This is a genomic window from Psychrobacter sp. R86515 (assembly GCF_042466315.1).
Lineage (GTDB): Bacteria > Pseudomonadota > Gammaproteobacteria > Pseudomonadales > Moraxellaceae > Psychrobacter.
The window spans coordinates 172,562-193,376 of the sequence record NZ_JAXHCC010000001.1 but is presented as its reverse complement, the minus strand read 5'-3'; the positions used below and the strand labels follow the sequence as shown (position 1 = coordinate 193,376).

Below are 20,815 nucleotides of genomic sequence, written 5' to 3'. Positions count from 1 at the left end.
GCTAGAGTATCAACAGGGCTTGGTTAAGAAAAGCCCAACATCTGGATATTTAAATCCACTCAAACCCATTTATACAATAGGGCGACGTCTATAAAATAATAGTCCCGGGATAGACAAGCCAAGTACTAATCCTGAGGTCACAAACAGCGCTTCAAACAAGTACACCATCATTTGGCTAAATAACTCGTCTGAAAAGCCAAAGTAACCAATCTGCACCATACTGACCATCGCCTTATAGGCGGCGATACCGGGCATCATACAGATGACGCTAGGCGAGATGAGCGCTTTGGGCGGTAGGGTATATTTCTTAGAAAAATACACACCCAAAAAGCTAGCAAGCATCGCGCCAAAAAAACTGGCAACCACGATATGAATGTGTTGATAAACAAGGGCAGTCTTTAACCCAAAGCCAAACGCTGTCATCAGCAAACAAGGCAGAATATAGCGTTTGGGTACGCTAAACATCAGCGTCCAGCCAAGGGTAATGATACAAGACAGTACGACGGTTTTAATAAACCACATCTTAAAACCCCCAGTGCTGTATGCGAAGTAAAACCAGTGCCATTACGATACCGACGCACGCGGACAAGGTCAGCATATAGGTAAAGACCGCACGCCCAACACCAATATTGACATAGCCTTTTAAGATATCGGATAAAGAGTTAATCAACGGAAAACTGGGCACTAGTAGCAATACGCTAGAGGCAACAGCAATATCGGCATTGTTACCAATATCAAAGTAATAGGTCGTTGCCCCAATCAGTGAAGCGATAAATGCCGTCACAATGACCGTGATAAAAGGGTTAAAGTGGTGTTTGGACAAATAGATCCGAGTAAACATCGCTACCATGCCAGCGATGAATGTCACCGCCGTAATCGACCAGCTGCCACCATTCAGATAAGCAAAGGCGGCACATGAGGCACCAACAAATATACTTACGAGCCACGTCGGATATACGGTCTTATCCAACTCATCAAAGGCAAGGGTAGTGCGGTCAATCAAGTCATTATGATCGACAGTGGCTTCGGTTTTATTGACGATTTGTTGGATTTGTACCAATAGATTGACATTGATGCTCTGATTGATCGTATCTCTGGTAGTGGTAATACAGCGCTCGTCACAGATAGTCGTCAAGGTAATGGCGTTAAAGTTCAGCGAACATTCGACGCTGTTCATTCCCAAGGCAAGCCCCAAGCGTTTGGACAAGTCCACCACTACGGCAGACTCAGCGCCATACTGCATAAGGAGTAATCCGCAGCGCACGCATAGTCGAGTAATGCGCTGCTGCTTTACGTAGCTGATAGAGGTCATGGGTGAGATACGCAGGTTGGTTGGTATTGATACGCTATTATAAAGGGTCTGGATGCTGACGCGCAGGCATTATTGGATATTATATTTGATGTTACTATAAAGGATAAACTTTTTGGCAAGGAGCATAAAATGCATATCGCTATTTTGACACTGACGTTTTCATTGCCCGGTTGTGGCTCGCTAAAAGAAAAACGCCACCGTATGGGCGGCTTGCATGCGCGCTTTGGCAATACGCCAAGTTTCGCGGTATGCGAGAGCGGCAAGCGTGATCGGCATGATGCTAGCGAGTGGACGTTTGTGATCGTTGGACTGTCTAAGCGTGAGGTCGAGTCGCAATGTAGTCAAATTGAGGAAAAGCTAGAACGTACGGTAGATGCACGGTTGACGAATGTTGAAAGAGAGTTTGTTTAGTCTACGGCGTCTTTATAGAGAGGCAATCAGGACTAAACTATGTCTCATGACAACTATTATATAAAAAGCATAAGTTATAATTTTAAACAAGAGCTGGAAAGCTATAAGCAAGAGACCATCCCAGATTCTGTGTAACTGCCATTTAGATTAAATGCTTACTGATACGGTCATCAAACATAATCATAAAACGATTCAGAGCAGACGTCCAGTTACGGATTGGCATCGCCCACTTTTTAGACGCCTGCTGGGTGGCTAAGTACACCACTTTGAATGCTGCCTGATCAGATGGGAACACCTTACGCTTATTCACTGCCGTCCGAATCACACTGTTTAGCGACTCTATCGCATTGGTGGTATAAATCACTTTTCTGATGTCTTTCGGATACTCAAAGAACACCGTTAAGCCCTCCCAGTTATTGCGCCAAGACTTGACCACGTGCGGGTAATCTTTGCCCCAAGTCTCATCAAAGTGCTCAAGATTGGCCTCTGCCATCTCAAGGGTATCAGCGCCGTAGATGGCCTTTAAATCAGCCGCTACGGCCTTTTTATCCGTCCACGGTACAAACTTCATTGAATAGCGCACCATGTGTACGATACACAGCTGAACCTGTGCCTTTGGATAGACGGTGTTAATGGCATCAGGGAAGCCCTTTAGACCGTCAACACAAGCGATTAAGATGTCTTGTACGCCACGGTTTTGAAGCTCGGTAAGAACACCTAGCCAGAACTTAGCGCCTTCATTCTCTGAGAGCCACATACCAAGCAGCTCTTTTTTACCGTTAAGGTTAACGCCTAGGGCTAAGTAAATGGCTTTGTTGATGATCTGCTTGTCTTGACGTATCTTCACGACGATGCAGTCTAGATAGACGATAGGATAAACACTGCTCAGCGGCCGGTTCTGCCAAGCAGTGATGTCCTCTAATATGTTATCGGTGACTCTTGAGACAAGAGAGCTTGAGATGTCGACATCGTAGAGCTCTTTAATGCTCTCTACGATCTCAGTGGTGGTTTGACCCTTGGCGTATGAGCGAGGATAAGCAAGTGTGTGGGGCACACTTGCCCGAAGCGCAAGACGGAAGGCTATGCCTGTAGTGACGATATGATTTTATCATCGAGACCTGAGATACGGGTTTGATGCTTACTAACGAGTACAGGCTCAAAGCTGCTATCACGGTCTCTTGGGGTAGAGATTTCAAGATCGCCTGTATCACTGCGGACGGTCTTTTTAGTGTGTCCGTTGCGCTTGTTTGGTTTATCTGCTTTCTCATGCTTGGGGTAGCCGAGATGGTCTTCCATCTCAGCCTCTAAGGCAGTATCGATAAAGGATTGCATGAGCTGCTTTTGGAAGTCTTTGATGTCATCAAAGCTTTTCATGCTACCAGCCATTTGCTCGGCCAATTTTTTAATGTCAGATTGAGTAGTCATTGCTTATTCTCCTGTTAATGGATTATAAGCAGTTACACAGTTTTTAGGAAACTCCCATAAGCAACACTTTTTATATTTCTTTCCACTACCACAATGACATTTTTCATTCCTTCCGATTTTTTTAGGCATAACTCTAGTTGTAGGATTGAAATTTGCCAATGGTTTTGCCATATGAGATGTTTCTTGTTCCATCTTTTGAGAGTATTTCCAAGGAGAGTCTATATATATACCAAAATTAATTTTTTTAGTTTTAGGATCGATACATATACCATGCCATTTTTTGGACTTTGTATAGTATTTTCTTTTTCTGGCGTGGTTCTCTAATCTTACTTTAGCAGTTGTATAATCGTCGTAGTTGCAATGAATTGTTAACCCTTCACCATCTGCATGTTCAAACCCAATTGTAAAATCATGATTTTTGCCATCTACTAAGCTCTTACTACATATCAGGTCGATGACATCATTTATCTGTCGAATAGAATTTTCATTAATTGTTAATAGTAGTAATCCAAAATCTAATGTACTAGAGTTATTCATCCTTTCAATATTAGAGATGTATTTTCCAACTGTAGTATCTTGATATTTTGTAAGTATACCCTCAGGAGTTTGTATAGAGTCTAATCCGTCTCTACGAGTGAGCATTGCCATATCAAGTTCTGCACAGAAGTCATCTCCGATGTGCATTAAATTCATCCCTTTATCTAGCCATAAATTGCTATTTAAATGGTAGGCTAGTATGTTCATTTCATGATGTGCCATTAACTCCTGTGAGTAGTTAGTTCTACGGTTTAGGTAACTTAAGAAATATAGTGGTGAATCTAGCATTTCAGCAAACACATCCAAGAAGAAGACGTCCATTATGAAGGGTGCTTTTATTGTTTCTGTCTCGTGATATTTTAGGAACTGTTTAGCTTGGAAGAAAAGTGCAGGGTAATGGTCTGATACGATACATACGGGATAAATCTCTTCAAATTTAGTACTTGAAATATCTATTTCATTGTTATTAATATCTACAAGCTTGTATTCACTGCGTAGTAATAAATCGGCACAAAAATAAGCTTGGTCATAAGCATGTTGCACCGCTTTTTTAAAGTCGCTCTGTAAAGATTGATCATTTCCTTTCCGTGAACTTATAGTAAGTTTTTTAGATTTAGCTTGTAATATAATGGCTCTATTACCAAATAAAACTAAAATATCTATTTCTCCAGCAACTACACCCTTTTTTTCAAGAATGTTGACACCTTGGAAAACTCTAGTACTTCCAAAAACACTTTTTAGTCTATCTAAAGAAAATTCTTCTGTAAAATTACCTCTATTTATCATAGCCTGACTACGATATAACTTGTCATCCCAAAACCAGAAGAAAGGAGATTCATATAATGCTTCTAACAAAGTATAATTCTGGAATAATAAGTAAGTATCTGTATCTAGTTTTATAATTGGAAAAGCATTTTTGGGATTGAAATCATCGAGTGCTTCAAATGTGTAATTTTCTATGGAGACAAAGGAATTAACAATTAAGTCTACTGTAGATTTTGATACAGTGGAAAAGACCGCTAGATAAATCTCATCTACTGTAAACGTATAAGGAGCTAAAAAAGACCATTGATTTGGATGCTCTTCGAGAAATTGAGTAAGAATATTGTTGACTTTTTTGAGTTGTAAGTCTCCTATAGCCTCAATTACTATGAACAATTCTTCTAAAGAATAGCCCTTGTTTCTTATCAGCCAATCTTCATCATGTTTATATTTTAACTTTGATAAATCTCTGTATTGAAAGTGATAAGCTGATTCTCCTCCATAAAATATAGGTTCTCTTAGAAAAGCACCTTTATTAAAAGGGTTGTAACTCTTATCTGGTTTATTATTAGCATCTAATCTAGACATGTCTGAGATATCAGGCATCATTGAATGATGAAGTTCTAAAAGAAAAGTTTCTGTTTTTTCTATGTACTCTTGCATTTTAGCAGGGGTTGGCAAGTTCACGTTTAATTCAACTTTAAATGCAAGACCGATTAGCGTAGATATTTCAATGCGTAATAGTCTGTCCGTACCATACTGCTCTAAAAAATCCTCCTTCTGTATTTCTTCGCCACATCGTACAACATTATCTCTAAAACAAAAGTACGCAATAGTGTGTAAATATCCATCAGATTGGCACAATGATTCTAGATCACTAAAGACCTCCGCTTCTGTTCTTTGCCTGTCTTTATTGAACACTGCTATTCCTTTACATTTGTCTATATTTAGTAAAGGCTACCATAGTAAATTACCTTAGCGCTATTAATTATGATCTATAATTTCAGTTCTTTCGTTATAACCAAAAAAAAGCCACTCCCTAAAGAGTAGCCTTTCATCATCAGTCATCTAAAAATTACTAGTTATTGCGGACGGCCTTGACCATGTCCTTCAGGTTTTTTATACCCTTTTGCAGTCATACAGGCTTCTAGCTTCTTCATATCACTTTTACTTGGACGACTTTCTTTAGTCATTTTCACGCCAGCTCGTTGAGCACAATCATCCATGGCTTGCTTCATATCCGCTGATATCGCAGGTCTTTGATGGTTGCGATCGCTTACGCCATTTGATGTGCCGCCTGACGCACAGGCGCTAACGCCAACAGTAGATGCTAAGACAATAAATAGTAATTTTTTCATAGAGAATCCTTAAAATTTCCAGAGGTCGTACAAGAGTGGGTAACGTCAATTTGTGTTGGTTATATCGTTATTAACCAGTTGTTTCTATATCGTATGCGTATACGCATCATATCTAACCAGTTAAATATTAATACATTTAAATTTTAAGTATTTTTAATAAATATTAAGAAAGGTAACGTAGTGAAGTAACTTAAGTCTTAGTTTACATATCGATTTCCGTTCATAGCTTATAGTTTGCGCTTTGCCTTACACCAGCCGCAAAAAAAAAGGCCACCCTATAAAGAGTGGCCTTTTATCAATCATGACTAACGGTATTAGCTGACTTCTTTCATACCTTGCTCAAGCATTGGCTTTAAGAATATACCCGTGTAGGATTCTTTGACTTCAGCCACTTCCTCAGGTGTACCTTCAGCGATGATCATACCGCCACCTTTACCGCCTTCAGGGCCTAGATCAATCACCCAATCTGCCGTTTTGATAACATCCAAGTTGTGCTCGATGACCACGATGGTATTACCTTTATCGCGTAGGGCATGCAGGATATTGAGTAGCTTATCGATATCATGGAAATGCAAACCAGTGGTTGGTTCATCCAAGATATACAGCGTCTGTCCCGTATCACGTTTGGCAAGCTCACGCGCCAGTTTGACACGTTGCGCCTCACCACCTGATAGTGTTGGCGCAGACTGACCCAAGCGAATGTAGCTCAGACCGACATCCATCAATGCTTGCAGGCGACGATAAATCGCTGGAATGGCTGAGAAGAACTCAACGGCATCTTCAACGGTCATATCAAGCACGTCAGCAATGGTTTTGCCTTTGTAGTGAATCTCTAAGGTCTCACGGTTGTAGCGTTTGCCTTCACAGGTATCACATGGCACATACATATCTGGTAGGAAATGCATCTCAACTTTGATAAGGCCATCGCCTTGGCACATCTCACAGCGTCCGCCTTTTACGTTGAAACTAAAGCGACCAGGCTTATAACCACGGGCGCGCGCTTCTTGGGTCTGGGCAAACATCTCGCGCACAGGGGTAAACACGCCAGTATAAGTCGCTGGGTTTGAGCGCGGCGTACGGCCAATTGGGCTTTGATCGATATCGACCATTTTGTCCAAATGCTCAAGACCGCTAATGCTTTCAAATTTATCGGCAATCAGCGTTGAGGCATTGTTTAACTGAGTCGCTGCCAATGGCATAAGCGTACGATTAATCAAGGTTGATTTACCCGAACCTGAGACACCCGTCACACAAGTCATGATACCAACAGGAATGGTCAAATCTACATCATGTAGGTTGTTGCCTGACGCACCTTTTAGCTCGATGGTCATCGGCACTTTTTTGGCTTTGGCTTTACCTTTGACTTCGACATCAATAGTTTTGGCTTTATGACGCACAGTTGGAATCTCGATTTTTTTCTTACCAGACATATATTGCCCAGTCAGCGATTCTTTGTTTGCCATGATGTCATCGACCGTACCTTGAGCGATGACATGACCACCGTGCACGCCTGCACCGATACCGATATCGATGACGTGATCTGCTTGGCGAATCGCATCTTCATCATGCTCAACGACCAGTACCGTATTACCCAAGTCACGCAAGCGCGTTAGGGTTTTTAGCAGACGATCATTGTCACGCTGATGCAGACCGATTGATGGCTCATCAAGTACATACATCACGCCCATCAAACCAGCACCGATTTGGCTGGCTAGACGAATACGCTGCGCTTCACCGCCCGATAACGTCTCGGCAGAGCGAGCAAGGGTCAGATAATCCAGTCCAACGCTCACAAGAAAGTTTAAACGCTCATTAATCTCTTTAAAGATTTTTTCCGCGACTTCACCTTTATGACCGCCAATCTTTAGCGTTTTATAATAGTCCGCCGCATCACCGATAGACAGCTTAACGATTTCTGCAATGGTCTGGTCATCGACACGGACATTGCGTGAGATTTCATTCAGACGTGCACCATCACAAACGTTACAAGTGGTATCTGCGAGATATTTAGCCAGCTCATCACGAACGAGGTTACTTTGCGTTTTAGCATAACGACGCTCTAGGTAAGGAAGCACACCTTCAAATGGTACAGTCTTATTCGTCTTGCGGCCGCGCTCATCGGTAAAGTTAAAGGTCAGTTTTTCTTTACCAGAACCATGCATGATTAGGTCTTGCTGCTCTTTAGACAGATCTTGCCACGGTGCATCCATGTCGATTTTGAAATGCTTACAGACCGTGCTAAGCAAACCAAAATAGTACGCATGACGCTTATCCCAACCATTGATTGCGCCTTGGTTAAGTGACTTCTCATGATGAGTAATCAGTTTTTCAGCGGCGAAATATTGACGTTTACCGAGGCCATCACAGCTTGGGCATGCGCCATACGGGTTGTTAAAACTGAACATACGTGGCTCAAGCTCAGGCACTGCACGATCACAGACAGGGCATGAATGCTTGGCTGACATCACTTGGTTTTCGTCACCGCCTTCTTTTGGATTACCATCCATAAAGTGTAGCGTGACCAGCCCTTGACCTAGACGTAACGCCGTCTCTAAGCTCTCAGCGACACGGTTGCCCAAGTCATCACGGACTTTAAAGCGATCGACCACCACTTCGATGGTATGTTTTTTCTTCTTATCCAACGTCGGTAGCTCATCGGTATCATAGACATCACCGTCAACGCGCACACGGACGAAACCTTGTCCAATCAGCTGCTCAAGCAAAACGGTATGCTCACCTTTACGCTCACGAATCACCGGTGCCAAAATCATAATCTTGGTGTCATCTGGCAAGGCCATGACCTGATCGACCATCTCAGTGACTGACTGCGCGACCATTGGCTCACCATGCTCAGGGCAATATGGCGTACCAATGCGTGCATAGAGCAGACGCAGATAGTCATAAATTTCGGTAATCGTACCGACGGTCGAGCGTGGGTTATGGTTGGTGGACTTTTGCTCGATAGCAATCGCAGGGGATAGACCTTCGATACTATCGACGTCAGGTTTCTCCATTTGCGAGAGGAACTGACGTGCGTAGGCCGATAAACTCTCAACATAACGACGTTGCCCTTCGGCATACAAGGTGTCAAATGCCAACGAAGATTTACCAGAGCCAGATAGGCCAGTAATTACCACGAATTTATCTCGTGGAATGTCTAAATCGATGTTTTTTAAATTATGAGTACGTGCGCCGCGTATTGCGATATGGTCATGTGCCATCGGTTACAGGTTTCCTATTTGCTAAAAGGGGATTGGAAAATATCTCAAGCTAAAAAGTAAATACAGATCAGTAAAGTGGTTGGTTAAAACGTGAATAATTCTAAATTTATGGTGTTGTTATAAGTAGCGTTGTTATTAAGAGTATCGTTATAAAGGTACATACATTGATAAGGTAAAAGTTATGCCAACCTAGTTATTCATTTTCTATTGTTGTTTGGCTTTATATTGTTTGTCGTTCCTACGACTATTTTTTATAGGACTAAGCAAATCTAAATCAAATCAGTGTTAAGTAACAGGCATCGTTTGTTATGGTTTTGACCAAAACTGTCATTTTATAGAAGCGTTCATTATTACGTAGATATAGTGAGTTAGCCATTAATTGTGCTGACAACGTTTTACTTTATTGTCACGGTGACAGCATTATTCAAGGCAGGACTGTGCATCTGATGCACTTGGTAACAAAATAATCTCGTAATATGAATGGCTTGGGTTGAGAGCGCATACATTGCTGCACCAGTAAGACAAAAGTCTCGGCAACCAAACGGCGAATGTCTTATACTAGGGGGCTTGATTTATAGGCCAATGCCTTGATAAACCAGTAGTGATAAATCATGGTATGGCACAGTGTTAGTCGTGAAAGATAGCAATGAGCAACCAGCAATGATCAACCAGTGAGGCAAGTATGAATAGCGTAGAGAAACGGGCAATCCTCGGAGTCGGTGGCATCTTTGCCTTACGTATGATTGGCTTGTTTATGATTGTGCCGGTATTTTCTGTTTATGGTGACAATTATGCACACGCGACGCCGTTTTTGATTGGTTTGGCCGTTGGTATTTATGGCTTAGGGCAGGCTATTTTTCAGATACCGATGAGTTTGGCTGCTGATAAATTTCCGCGTAAGCCTATTATCTTTTTGGGATTGATACTATTCGCTGTCGGCGGCATGATTGCAGCAAATGCGACTGATATTTACGAAGTGATTATTGGTCGAGCGCTGGCGGGTAGTGGCGCGGTCTCTGCTGTGCTTATGGCGCTATTGGCTGATGTGACTCGCGAAGAGATGCGTACTAAAGCGATGGCCACGATGGGTCTGACGATTGCGACCTCTATTATGCTCGCCTTTGCTTTTGGTCCATTATTAGTCGGCTCGCTCGGTATCTCTGGGTTGTTTTGGCTAACATCAGGATTTGCTATATTGGCAATGCTGCTATTGGTGGTTGTACCGACGCCTATGCGCGTGCTCAAGCACAATCTGGATAATAAGACCATCGGTCAACAGTTAGCCACTGTCCTTAAAATTGGCGATCTTAACCGCTTACATATCGGCATCTTTGCGCTACACCTGACGATGACGGCGATATTTGTGATATTGCCGCACCAGCTCAGTGACGTACTTGGCTTGTCAGTACGTCAGCAAGGCATGGTTTATTTGCCGCTATTGTTTATTGGCTTCGCCATTGCGATACCGTTTATTATCATCGCTGAAAAGAAACGCAAAATGCGTCAGGTTTTTTTGGGTGCGATTGCATTAATGACCGCCGCTTTAGCATTGCTAGCGCTTGGTAGTCAGGTCGGTGTTGGTATTATATTGGGTTTGCTGCTGTACTTTATGGGCTTTAACTTACTTGAGGCGACGATTCCCTCATGGATATCTAAGCGTGCACCAGTCGCCAATAAAGCGACCGCAATGGGGCTTAATTCCTCTAGTCAGTTCTTTGGTGCATTTGTAGGTGGGGCAATGGGTGGTCTGTTATTAAGCCAGCCTAATTTGTTGGCGTGGGGCATACTGGCTATTATTATGGGTGCGGCATTGCTTATCATCATTCCCATTTCTCAGCCACCTTATCTATCGAGCACGACAGTTACTATTCCTAAAGACATCAATATTCAAGATTGGTCACGGCAGATGTTGGCAGTAGATGGTGTTGATGAGTTGGTCGTAATGGCAAAAGAGCAAGTCGCCTATTTAAAGTTAGATAAGACACAGTTGACGGATGATTCTCGTCAACAGCTATCGAGTTTGGCGCAAAGTCCGCTAGATATATAGCAGCTTTATACTTGTAGTTGTATACGGAAGTGAAGCCAAATAGCAAAAATTGCACAGACAACAATCTCATAAACCATCAGTATCAATAAGTAGAAACTAACTATTTATCTCTACTTAAAAGGAATTAATATGAGTAAATTTAAGATGTTGTTTGGTAGTGTCATTGAGGGTAAAAAGAAGGCGCATCGTTCAATAGCCACGTTAACCGTAGGTCTTGGTTTATCAGCCATGCTGCTGACCTCTGGTTGCGCTACGCAAAATATTCAGGCATATCAGAATACTACACCGACGCTCGACATGCATGAGTTTTTTTCGGGTCAAATCGATGGTTGGGGTATGTTCCAAGGTCGAAATGGCGAGGTCAAAAAGCGCTTTTATGTTGATATTGATGCGACCCATGAAGGAGATGATGTCATTGTCCTAAACGAGAATTTCTCGTGGGCAGATGGTACGAGATCGCAGCGTATATGGCGACTGACTGAGCAGACAGATGGCAGCTGGAAAGGTGTGGCAGGTGATGTCATTGGCGAGGCAACAGGGCAAGTGGTTGGCAATACGTTGCACTGGAATTACTTATTAGAGTTACCTGGCGAAGACAAAACCTACAAAGTAACGTTCGATGATTGGATGTATCTTATCAATGAGGATGTCATGCTCAATCGCTCAGTGATGAAAAAATTTGGCGTAGAGCTGGGTAGCGTGACGTTAAGTATGCATCGTAAGCCTTCTGATGATAACTAGAAATCTCTAAATCACTTGATAATAAGTAAGGTGCTATGCAATATCGATAAAGGTGAAAGGTGTTCTTCAGCATCTTAAAATGGCAAAATAGCAGCATATTTAACTATTACCTGTTATTTATTGAACTCTACAATATCGACTAGCATACCTAGATAGAGTATCTAAGCGACATAGAATGACGTGCGCCATAGGTAGCCTATAGATATTTCGATAAAAATTGGTTAAAGTAAAACTATACAATCGATAGTGCCGACTGACGCTATCAGATAATGATTAAAACAGTTTATTAAATTATTCATAAGTAAAAGGACGGTATCATGCGCGGAGTCAATAAAGTTATCATCATCGGTAACCTCGGAGCAGATCCTGAGGCACGCCAATTTAGCAATGGCGGTAGCGTAACCAATATCTCGGTTGCGACATCAGAGCAGTGGACAGACAAACAAAGCGGTGAAAAAAGAGAAGCGACAGAGTGGCATCGTATCGCACTTTTTAACCGTCTAGGTGAAATCGCAGCGCAATATCTGCGAAAAGGCAGCAAGGTTTATATCGAAGGTAGTTTGCGTACACGTAAATACCAAGACCAAAGTGGTCAAGACCGTTATATTACTGAGATTCGTGCTGAACAAATGCAGATGCTCGATGGTCAAACTGGCGGCGGTCAGGGTGGAGATAGCTTTGGTGGTCAGAACCAAGGTCAGAGTGGTGGCTATAATAATCAAGGTGGCCAAAACAATCAAAATAACTTTGGTCAGCAAGCAAATAATCAAATGGCACATCAAGGTGGTTACAATCAACCAGCGGCTCAAGGTGGTCAGAATAGCTTTAACAATCAGGCGCCTGCTCAGCAAAACCAGTTCAATCAGCCAGCACAGAAACCTGCACAATCTAAGCCTACAGCAATGCCAGATGGCCCTGTAGATGATGATATTCCGTTCTGAGGATTTACCTAAGACTTATATGTAAAGAATATACTATTAACCCCCGTAATTACGGGGGTTTTTTAATGCTTGCTGTAGTTGATTCAATTAAAAAAGATCCAAGGCAGCTGAGTGCAGATGTAACTGTGATACTTCAAGCAAGGTTAACGCTGTAGCTCTTCTATAGAGGGCTAGCTACATCCAAAAATATAATTCAGTTGATGCTTTTTAACGTAGCTAAACTAATTTTTTATCAAAGAATTTTTAATTTATTTAATACGCTCTTAATACCTAAATGATTAAAATTAAGTTTATTTGGTATTGGTTTAATACTATTAATTATTACATTAATTAATATGCTTACTACCTTCTATACTCTATATTGACCGTTTATACCAAAAAATAATTATGATTAGTGACGTTTAGTTTTAAAAATTGCTATACTAACTTTATATGGCGTATAGTTAATATATATTGATCGTTTTTAAATAAAATAAATCTCGATGATAATAGCCAAATTTTTACTTGTTTCTTATTAATAAATCGAAAGCTAGTTGGATAACAGATATTTATATGAAGTGGTTAACTTCTTTAGAAAGTACCATAGGAACGACATAATAAGTTACTGAGGTAATGCAAGACTACCCTTAAGATTAGCAGTATTTGAGAGTATAGTGTACGAACTTACTACTCTATTATTTTAACAGTAGATTTTTGTCGAAATATTATTGTGAAATTCTAGCAGTAGTCAAAGTACTAGATTTTTTTTATTATTAGAAAATACTTTCAAAGCTATAATAGCAATATATAAAGAATGATGACTTGTGTGTTTAGATTTATCTAAAACTAATTTTATTTAAAATGGATACAATGAGCATCTATCGCTATATATTTTCTATTTATAATGGATTGTTTGGGCTGTTATTAGAAACTAGATACTCTTTAGAATTAATTATATTTTATACATAGATTTAATGGCTAATGAACGATTTGTTCTCCGCATGTTTTCACGAAAAACAATACCTCAATAGAGGCCACACTCTTATTTTATAGTTGGATTTATTATGAGCAAAAATAACGCAATTGATTTAGAAAATTTGAACGTAGATGAGTTACGTGCTATCACTGAAAACGCTCAACAACTTATCGCCAAAAAACAACATCAACGTTTGTATGATGCGTATATGCAGTTTGAGCAGATTGCAGAAGATAGCAATGCAACGATCGAAGAGATACTGAAAGCTGGTGAAAAGTTAGAGAAAAAACGCAGTATTAAATATCGCAATACTGATGATCATAGTGAAACTTGGACTGGACGTGGCCGTAAGCCAACGTGGTTGGTTGAAGCGCTAGCAGCAGGTCGTGATATCGAAGATTTTGCTATTTAATTAGCTGTTTTCTTATAAAATGCCTTTCTGTGAGCCAGCTTGAAATTGCTATTGATAATGGTTTATTTACAATAATTTAGCGATAGATAGAGCTGCTTTCGAGAAAATAAAAGCCAGTATCTTTACTGCCAGTATTTTGGCAAAAAGATACTGGCTTTTTTTCTGTCATCTATATGCCATTGTTTGTTATGATAATGACGTTTTTGTCTTATATAAGAGTTGTACGACTGTGGCCCAAGTATCTGAGTTTTCTCATAAACGTCCCCGTAAGCTCTGGTGGCTAGTTGGGTTTGTGTTGTTTGCGCTATTTGCAGTGTTGCAAATGCCAGCAGCATGGTTACTTGAGAAATACGCGCCAGATACGCCTTATGTCCAGCATGTATCTGGCAATGTATGGCAAGGTGCTGCCATTTGGCAATTGCCTATGTCATCGACGTCGCTTACAGGTATGGCAGAATGGTCATGGCAGCCTTGGCAGTTACTCATAGGTAAGCTAGGTGCGGACGTCAATATTCACTCAGCACAGACACGTCTGAATGGGCAAGTTAAACTTGGGTTAAACTCATGGCAAGTTGACAACATGAGTGGGAAAATTGCACCTGAGACGCTAGCGAGTGTGGTCAACTGGCAGCTGCCAAATACCCCTATTCAAGTAAATAATGTATCGCTAACGCGCCAGTCTGATAAAAGTGAGGCATCTAGTAGTGAGCCTGCCAAAGACGCTGGCGGATTTAGTGCAGCGGATGGTCAATTGACTTGGGTTGGTGGTGAGGTAGGCTATCCTAGTGGTGGCAAAGTTTTTTATATTACGATGCCTGCTCTAAGAGCCGAGCTTAGTACAGAGCAGAAAAACAATAGAGATTTGCTGCATATCAATTTATTGAACAATCAAGATAAGCGTTTGGGAGATCTGTATCTCGATAGCGATAATATGCTCGATGTCAGTTTGACGCAGCGCTTGCTAGAGAACATGCCTGAGTATAAAGGACAGGCTCCTCAAGATACGCCAGTTGTCAGTGTGCGCCAGCCATTGCTAGCTGGTTTGGGGGCGAACTAAATGCTTAATATTGCCGCAAGCCTAAAACCTGTTATCAATACTCTCAATCGCTTTTCAGCTTGGCTATTGTTGTTAGCCATTGCTTGGCTATGCTGGACAGCCGCCCGTCTTTTATGGCTATTGCTAGCAGCTCCTTTAGCACCTGCATTGCCTTTAGCGCCTCTACAAAATAGGGCCAAATCTACCAACGATTATAGTGGCTTATTTGCAATCTTTGCTGATCCCGATCCTATCACTGCAGCCGTGCAACCACCTCCCAACATTGAGCTCAAAGGCGTACTACTAGCCATACCTGAGAGCATGTCTTCCGCCTTATTGAATGTTAGTGGCGAAGTCAAAAATTATCGCATCGGTGATAAATTAAAAGACAGCGATTATATGCTCGTGGCTGTTGATTGGAATTCAGTTATCATCGCTGATGCTAACGATAAAGAAACCGTTATTAAAATGCCAGAGGCGATGCCATTAGACCAAAGTGATATGCTAGCAAGCGGAATAAGTAACCAGCGTTTGCCAAACAATAGCATGTTGCCTACAGCGCCCCAGCCAGTACAAAACGCTGTTCCTGAGGCAGAAGGGACAACTGGCGCAGACACTTCAAGTAATCCACAGTCAGCTATCGAAGAAGCGGTTACGGCTTTGCAAGAAAACCCTGCCAGTTATTTAAGTAGGATGGGGGTGATGGCATCAGGTGAAAGCTACCAAGTTACAGCGGCTATGCCTGCTGGCCTACGTAATCGTTTAGGGCTTGAGCCAGGCGATAAGGTACTAACTGTCAACGGACAGAGCGTAGGTAATAATCCGGCGCAGGATGCTGGTGTACTTCAGCAAGTACAACAAGCAGGTGAAGCGCAGATAGAGGTTCAACGTGGTGAGCAAGTTATTACGATTCGCCAGCAGTTCTAGCAGGGTAGGTTTTTAGCAAAATTGCTCCTTAAAAATTCAGCACATAGTAAGCAATATCACTGTAGGTAATCATCAATATGGTAAGTTTTCAGAATTTTTCAGCCACGCCTTTGTACCGTAGCCTGCAGGGTTTGATGCGCCTGTGTCGTTCACTTTGTCTGGCAGTGCCATTATGGGCTGCTGGTGTTGGTCTTGCCAATGCTGAGAGCTGGAAAGTCAATTTGCAAGACGCTGATATTAAAGCCTTTATCAATGAAGTTGCGACCATCACGGATCAAAACTTTGTGCTTGATCCGCGTATCAATGGCAATGTCACAGTCATCTCTAACAAAGCCTTGTCCCGTGATGAGATTTATCAGCTATTTCTGAGCGTAATGCAAGTGAATGGTATTGCTGCGATTGAATCGGGGACGACGACAAAACTGGTGCCAGATAATATTGCTAAGCAATCTGGTGTGGCAGTTGATTTACGCGGTGATAGTGTTGGCGAGTCGCTCGCTACTCGAGTTATTTATTTGACCAACACCCAAGCTGCAGAGGTGTTAGGGGTTATTCGCCCATTGATGCCGCAGTCGGCTCACGCGGCCGCTGTACCTGGTGTCAATGCGCTAGTATTGTCCGATAGAGCAGACAGCCTTAACCAACTGACAGCCCTTATCCGTGATTTAGACAGCAATGTGAATGACAGTTTGCAAGTGATACCGCTACGCCACGTCGATGCCGAACGTATGATGGAGTTGATTAGCGCTTTAGTCTCAAGTGCGGGTAGTGGACAAGCTCAAGGTGGCAACAATCAGCTAAAGGTGATTGCTGATACGTTCGAGCGATAGACTGTTGGTCAAAGGCAGTCCTGAAATGATTGCTAAAGTCCAAGAAATGGTCAATCAATTGGATACCACGCCGACCAGACGTTTAAGTGGTTTACGTGTCTTTCGTTTAAAGTATGCTAGTGCTGGTCATATCGCCGATATGTTACGCGGCTTACTTGCTAATCAATCTATTAATAGTGCTGGCGCGACCTCGACGTTAGAATCAGCGTCGCTAAATGATGTAAGCAGCACAGGTGCAGCAATCAACAACGCAGCCAGCGATAGCTTAGGTAGCAGTGCGGCCGCTGTCTCGACTAGCAGCACAAGTGGAACAAGCACAGGAGTGGGCGGTCGTCCGTTTAGTATTATCGCTGACGAAACTCAAAATGCCGTTATCGTCAATGCCGCCCCTGAGCTAATGTTTGAGATTGAAGATGCGGTCAACCAATTAGACAGTCGCCGCGCACAAGTATTAATTCAAGCCGCTATTGTTGAAGTGTCAGGTGATGATGCCACCCAGCTAGGTGTTCAGTGGGCGCTAGGTAATGCCAACAGTGGCTATGGAGTGGTCAACTTTAACAATGTGGGGGCCAGCGCTACGACACTTGCGGCGGCGGCTTTAGCAGGGACAAGTACGGCAGGTATTAGCGCTGCTGCCAGCTCTATCGCAGGTGCATTGATAGGCATTGGAGACAGTCGCAAAGACAGTCAGGGCAATACAGAGTTTTATGGCGCTATTTTACAGGCGCTTGACTCATCTACCAGTGCCAACTTGCTATCCATGCCATCGATTTTGACATTGGATAATGAAAAAGCCAGTATCTTAGTTGGTCAAAACGTACCTTTTGTCACAGGTTCTTTTACCACTAGTGGCAATAACTCAAACAACCCATTTCAGACAATTGATCGTCAAGACATTGGTATTAATCTGAATGTTATTCCTCATATTGGTGACAATGGCACAGTACGTTTAGAAGTGTCGCAAGAAGTCTCGTCAGTCGTACCAGGTAGTACGGGTAATGCTAGTGGACTGATTACCAATAAAAGCCTTATTAATACGACTATTCTAGCGGATGATCAGCAGACGATTGCCTTGGGCGGCCTGATGCGTGACAATACCACCACACGTCAACAGAAGGTTCCTGGACTGGGTAATGTTCCAGTCATCGGTAGACTCTTTCGTTCTGACAATGACAGCACCCAAAAGAGCAATTTGATTATCTTTTTACAGCCGACTATCTTACGTGATGGCGGCGCGGTAGCGAGTGTGACTGAACGCAAATTCAATCAAATGCGAGTGTTGCAGTTGGTCATTGATAAAAACGGTACGATTAAGCAATTACCATTGAGCGGTACTGAAGGTTGGAATGGTAATGTCAGTGCAGATTACGAGCTTATGCCGCTCAATCCCCTTATCCCTAAACGTGATCAAGCGCCAAAATCTACTTCGCAAGGTTTTACGAGAGTAGATAGTCCTAATAGCGGTATCACGACCTATCCTCTTAATCGTTAAAATATTAGCTCTATATATAACGGTTAATATGATTCAACTGACATAAGTTAATGTACGATGTGATAGACGATAGTTACATCGTACATTAGCTTGCGTATTCATAACACAGATAAACATAGCTGCTTTTATATTTGGGTATATTGGTTACTAGTAGAATAATGAGTTACGTATCATGTTTTTCACTATAGTAAATCAGAAACTAAGATGACAGATTATAAGAATACAAAAAAGTGGTTTTTACTGAGTGTGGCTGCAACTGCGCTATTGCTCATCCCTAGGCGCAGTAGTCGAAAGGATAATACGAAGACAGTAAGTAACCATGATACCGTATCTGAGAGCAGTATTAATGATGCTCGTGAGAATGCAGCTTGTAAGTAGAAGCTAGTAATTAAAAAGTAGAAGATTAAAAATGCGTCTATAGCAATCTATCATTTAATTCTATGTTCTGAAAAATCAGTTTTGGAGTCTATTGATGTGTGGCAACAAATCAGCGACCATTGCTGAGAGAACAAACGCTAGAGAAGTTTTAAAAAATGTCTATCCTCTTATAGATACGCATACACATTTTGATGCTCCAGTGTTCGACAATGATCGCAGACAACAGGTAGAGCAGGCTTATAGTCAAGGTATTCGTCACTTAGTGCTAGTAGGTTATTTATATCAGTATTTTGATCGCATGTATGATACTCAAGATTTCATTAATAAAATGTCGCAGTCGTCTGTGATAAAGGTGAATAGTAAAGATAAGTGCGATGTTGCAGCCTATATCGCGCTCGGTTTGCATCCTTTTTATATTGAGCAGCATACCGATGATCATTTGATACAACTTGAACAAATGGTGGTGGGTCGTCGTCCATTAGCTATTGGTGAGATTGGACTAGACACCTTTACAGATATAATGAAGCAGCCTGATATATTTGCTAAACAAAAAAGGTTCTTTGCGGCGCAGTTGGATATAGCAGTGGCCCACAATCTGCCAGTGATGCTACATATTCGTAAAGCGCATGCTGAAGCGCTCGCAATATTAAAAGCGCATAAATATGATGCGCATAAATTAGGCGGTATTGCCCATAGCTTTAGCGGTGGCGAACAAGAGGCGAAGGCTTTTGTAAAATTGGGGTTTAAGCTTGGTGTTACGGGTCAGATAACCAATCCGAATGCCAAAAAACTGCGCCGTGCTATTCAAGTAGCAGTTGAGAGTCATGGCATCGAATGCTTGGTCATTGAGACGGATTGTCCAGATATGACACCTATTATGTGTCAGATAACGGATGATACTGATTCACATAATAGGAATGTACCAGCCAATCTGCCATGGGTATTAGCAAGCTTGAGTGAGCTATTAGAAATACCACATGATAAACTTGCTAAGCAGTTATGGCAAAATAGCTGTGATGCTCTGAAAGTAGACTGGGCTTATTCAATGTAACTGTGCTACTTATAAGAAAAGCATAGCTGTAATTAGAAGCTAAAAAGTATGAGCCGTATAAATGACAACCAAAATATTTTAAAAGAGAATTTGATCTGTTATGAGTGACACGCGACAATTTGAACAACCAAAATCCGTCGAAGACAGTCTTGCACAAGACGAATCGCGCCAACAAGATGAGCAGTACGATCGTCGTTTTCAAGGTACACGGACACTATATGGTACCTCTGCGGTTGATACTTTTTCGGCAGCTCATGTCTACATTATTGGTGTAGGAGGGGTGGGCTCTTGGGCAGCAGAGGCGCTGGCTCGGACAGCAGTGGGAACGATTACGTTGATTGATTTGGATGTATTGGTTGCTTCTAATGTCAATCGCCAACTGCCTGCATTGGACAGCACATTTGGTCAAAGTAAAATTGAAGCAATGGCAACTCGTATTAGAGAAATTAATCCCACAGTAACGTTAAATTTAGTCGATGACTTTTTGACAGTAGATAATGTCGCCACACTCTTACCAAGTCGTGAAGCAGTCAAATTTGCCAATGCTCAGGGTAAACCGATTGTTATTTTAGACTGTGTAGACGATATGAATGCTAAATTAGCAATCGCTTTACACTGTCGTTTTAATAAACTAAAGTTGGTCTGTGCGGGCGGTGCAGGTGGTAAGATAGATCCAAGTCAGATTAGAGTAAGTGATTTGCGTGACTGTTATCAAGATCCACTACTTGCCAAGTTACGCAACAAGTTACGCCACGAGAAAGGCATTAACAGTGCTTTAAAAGAAAAATTTGGTATCAAGTGTGTCTATTCGACAGAGCCGCCAATTGTAGATAAGAGCTGTCAGACAGGTGGTCTACAGTGCGGTGGTTATGGCTCAGCAGTGGTCGTTACGTCAGTAGTGGCGATGATTATGGTGAGTGAAGCATTACAATTATTAATAAGACAGACGAGTCGTAACTAATGCGTCTGATATTATTTA

The 20,815-nt window shown here is 42.0% G+C and carries 16 protein-coding genes and 1 pseudogene; 11 read left to right on the top strand and 6 right to left on the bottom strand.

The features are described from left to right. Window positions 1-69: 69 nt before the first annotated feature. Window positions 70-522, bottom strand: coding sequence for a threonine/serine exporter family protein (locus SJY28_RS00770; protein WP_160022269.1), 453 nt, complete (start codon window positions 520-522; stop codon window positions 70-72). A 1-nt stretch (window position 523) separates the two neighbouring features. Beyond that, window positions 524-1,312 carry a threonine/serine exporter ThrE family protein gene (locus SJY28_RS00765; protein ID WP_379543090.1) on the bottom strand — a complete coding sequence of 263 codons (789 nt, stop codon included), beginning with the start codon at window positions 1,310-1,312 and terminating at the stop codon, window positions 524-526. A 129-nt stretch (window positions 1,313-1,441) separates the two neighbouring features. Between SJY28_RS00765 and SJY28_RS00760 the strand changes: the two genes are divergently transcribed. After that, window positions 1,442-1,723 carry a DUF503 domain-containing protein gene (locus SJY28_RS00760; RefSeq protein ID WP_379543089.1) on the top strand — a complete coding sequence of 94 codons (282 nt, stop codon included), beginning with the start codon at window positions 1,442-1,444 and terminating at the stop codon, window positions 1,721-1,723. A 142-nt stretch (window positions 1,724-1,865) separates the two neighbouring features. Here the strand turns inward: SJY28_RS00760 and SJY28_RS00755 are convergent. The 4 genes and pseudogenes from SJY28_RS00755 to uvrA all read right to left on the bottom strand — a co-directional run bounded on the left by SJY28_RS00755 (window position 1,866) and on the right by uvrA (window position 9,026). After that, window positions 1,866-3,148, bottom strand: a pseudogene (locus tag SJY28_RS00755) (IS256 family transposase). 3 nt (window positions 3,149-3,151) lie between these two features. Then, complete coding sequence (locus SJY28_RS00750; RefSeq protein ID WP_379543088.1) at window positions 3,152-5,368, bottom strand: SEC-C metal-binding domain-containing protein; 2,217 nt, start codon at window positions 5,366-5,368, stop codon at window positions 3,152-3,154. 161 nt (window positions 5,369-5,529) lie between these two features. After that, window positions 5,530-5,805, bottom strand: a complete 276-nt coding sequence (locus SJY28_RS00745) for a hypothetical protein (protein WP_379543087.1) — start codon at window positions 5,803-5,805, stop codon at window positions 5,530-5,532. 314 nt (window positions 5,806-6,119) lie between these two features. After that, the gene (gene uvrA, locus SJY28_RS00740) at window positions 6,120-9,026 is read right to left on the bottom strand and encodes an excinuclease ABC subunit UvrA (RefSeq protein ID WP_296208579.1); all 2,907 of its coding nucleotides are present in this window, start codon (window positions 9,024-9,026) and stop codon (window positions 6,120-6,122) included. Window positions 9,027-9,708: 682 nt separating this feature from the next. Between uvrA and SJY28_RS00735 the strand changes: the two genes are divergently transcribed. The 10 genes from SJY28_RS00735 (at window position 9,709) to SJY28_RS00690 (ending at window position 20,797) form a co-directional block, all read left to right on the top strand. Further along, the gene (locus SJY28_RS00735) at window positions 9,709-11,073 is read left to right on the top strand and encodes an MFS transporter (protein ID WP_057761326.1); all 1,365 of its coding nucleotides are present in this window, start codon (window positions 9,709-9,711) and stop codon (window positions 11,071-11,073) included. Window positions 11,074-11,202: 129 nt separating this feature from the next. Beyond that, entirely contained in the window at window positions 11,203-11,814 is a 612-nt protein-coding gene (locus SJY28_RS00730) for a DUF3833 domain-containing protein (protein WP_379543086.1), read from the top strand. Between the two features lie 317 nt (window positions 11,815-12,131). Beyond that, complete coding sequence (gene ssb, locus SJY28_RS00725) at window positions 12,132-12,755, top strand: single-stranded DNA-binding protein (RefSeq protein ID WP_101204383.1); 624 nt, start codon at window positions 12,132-12,134, stop codon at window positions 12,753-12,755. A gap of 1,043 nt (window positions 12,756-13,798) precedes the next feature. Continuing rightward, window positions 13,799-14,122 carry an H-NS family nucleoid-associated regulatory protein gene (locus SJY28_RS00720; protein WP_101204384.1) on the top strand — a complete coding sequence of 108 codons (324 nt, stop codon included), beginning with the start codon at window positions 13,799-13,801 and terminating at the stop codon, window positions 14,120-14,122. A 229-nt stretch (window positions 14,123-14,351) separates the two neighbouring features. Continuing rightward, window positions 14,352-15,179: a type II secretion system protein N gene (gene gspN, locus SJY28_RS00715; protein WP_379543085.1), complete on the top strand. Its 828-nt coding sequence runs from the start codon at window positions 14,352-14,354 to the stop codon at window positions 15,177-15,179. Continuing rightward, window positions 15,180-16,085, top strand: coding sequence for a type II secretion system protein N (locus SJY28_RS00710; RefSeq protein WP_379543084.1), 906 nt, complete (start codon window positions 15,180-15,182; stop codon window positions 16,083-16,085). 77 nt (window positions 16,086-16,162) lie between these two features. After that, window positions 16,163-16,915 (top strand): secretin N-terminal domain-containing protein, encoded by a 753-nt coding sequence (locus SJY28_RS00705; RefSeq protein WP_379543083.1) that lies wholly within the window; start codon window positions 16,163-16,165, stop codon window positions 16,913-16,915. A 25-nt stretch (window positions 16,916-16,940) separates the two neighbouring features. Further along, complete coding sequence (locus tag SJY28_RS00700; RefSeq protein WP_379543082.1) at window positions 16,941-18,407, top strand: secretin N-terminal domain-containing protein; 1,467 nt, start codon at window positions 16,941-16,943, stop codon at window positions 18,405-18,407. A 472-nt stretch (window positions 18,408-18,879) separates the two neighbouring features. Next, window positions 18,880-19,836 (top strand): TatD family hydrolase, encoded by a 957-nt coding sequence (locus SJY28_RS00695; protein ID WP_379543081.1) that lies wholly within the window; start codon window positions 18,880-18,882, stop codon window positions 19,834-19,836. Window positions 19,837-19,936: 100 nt separating this feature from the next. Then, window positions 19,937-20,797, top strand: a complete 861-nt coding sequence (locus tag SJY28_RS00690; protein WP_379543080.1) for a ThiF family adenylyltransferase — start codon at window positions 19,937-19,939, stop codon at window positions 20,795-20,797. Window positions 20,798-20,815 lie beyond the last annotated feature (18 nt).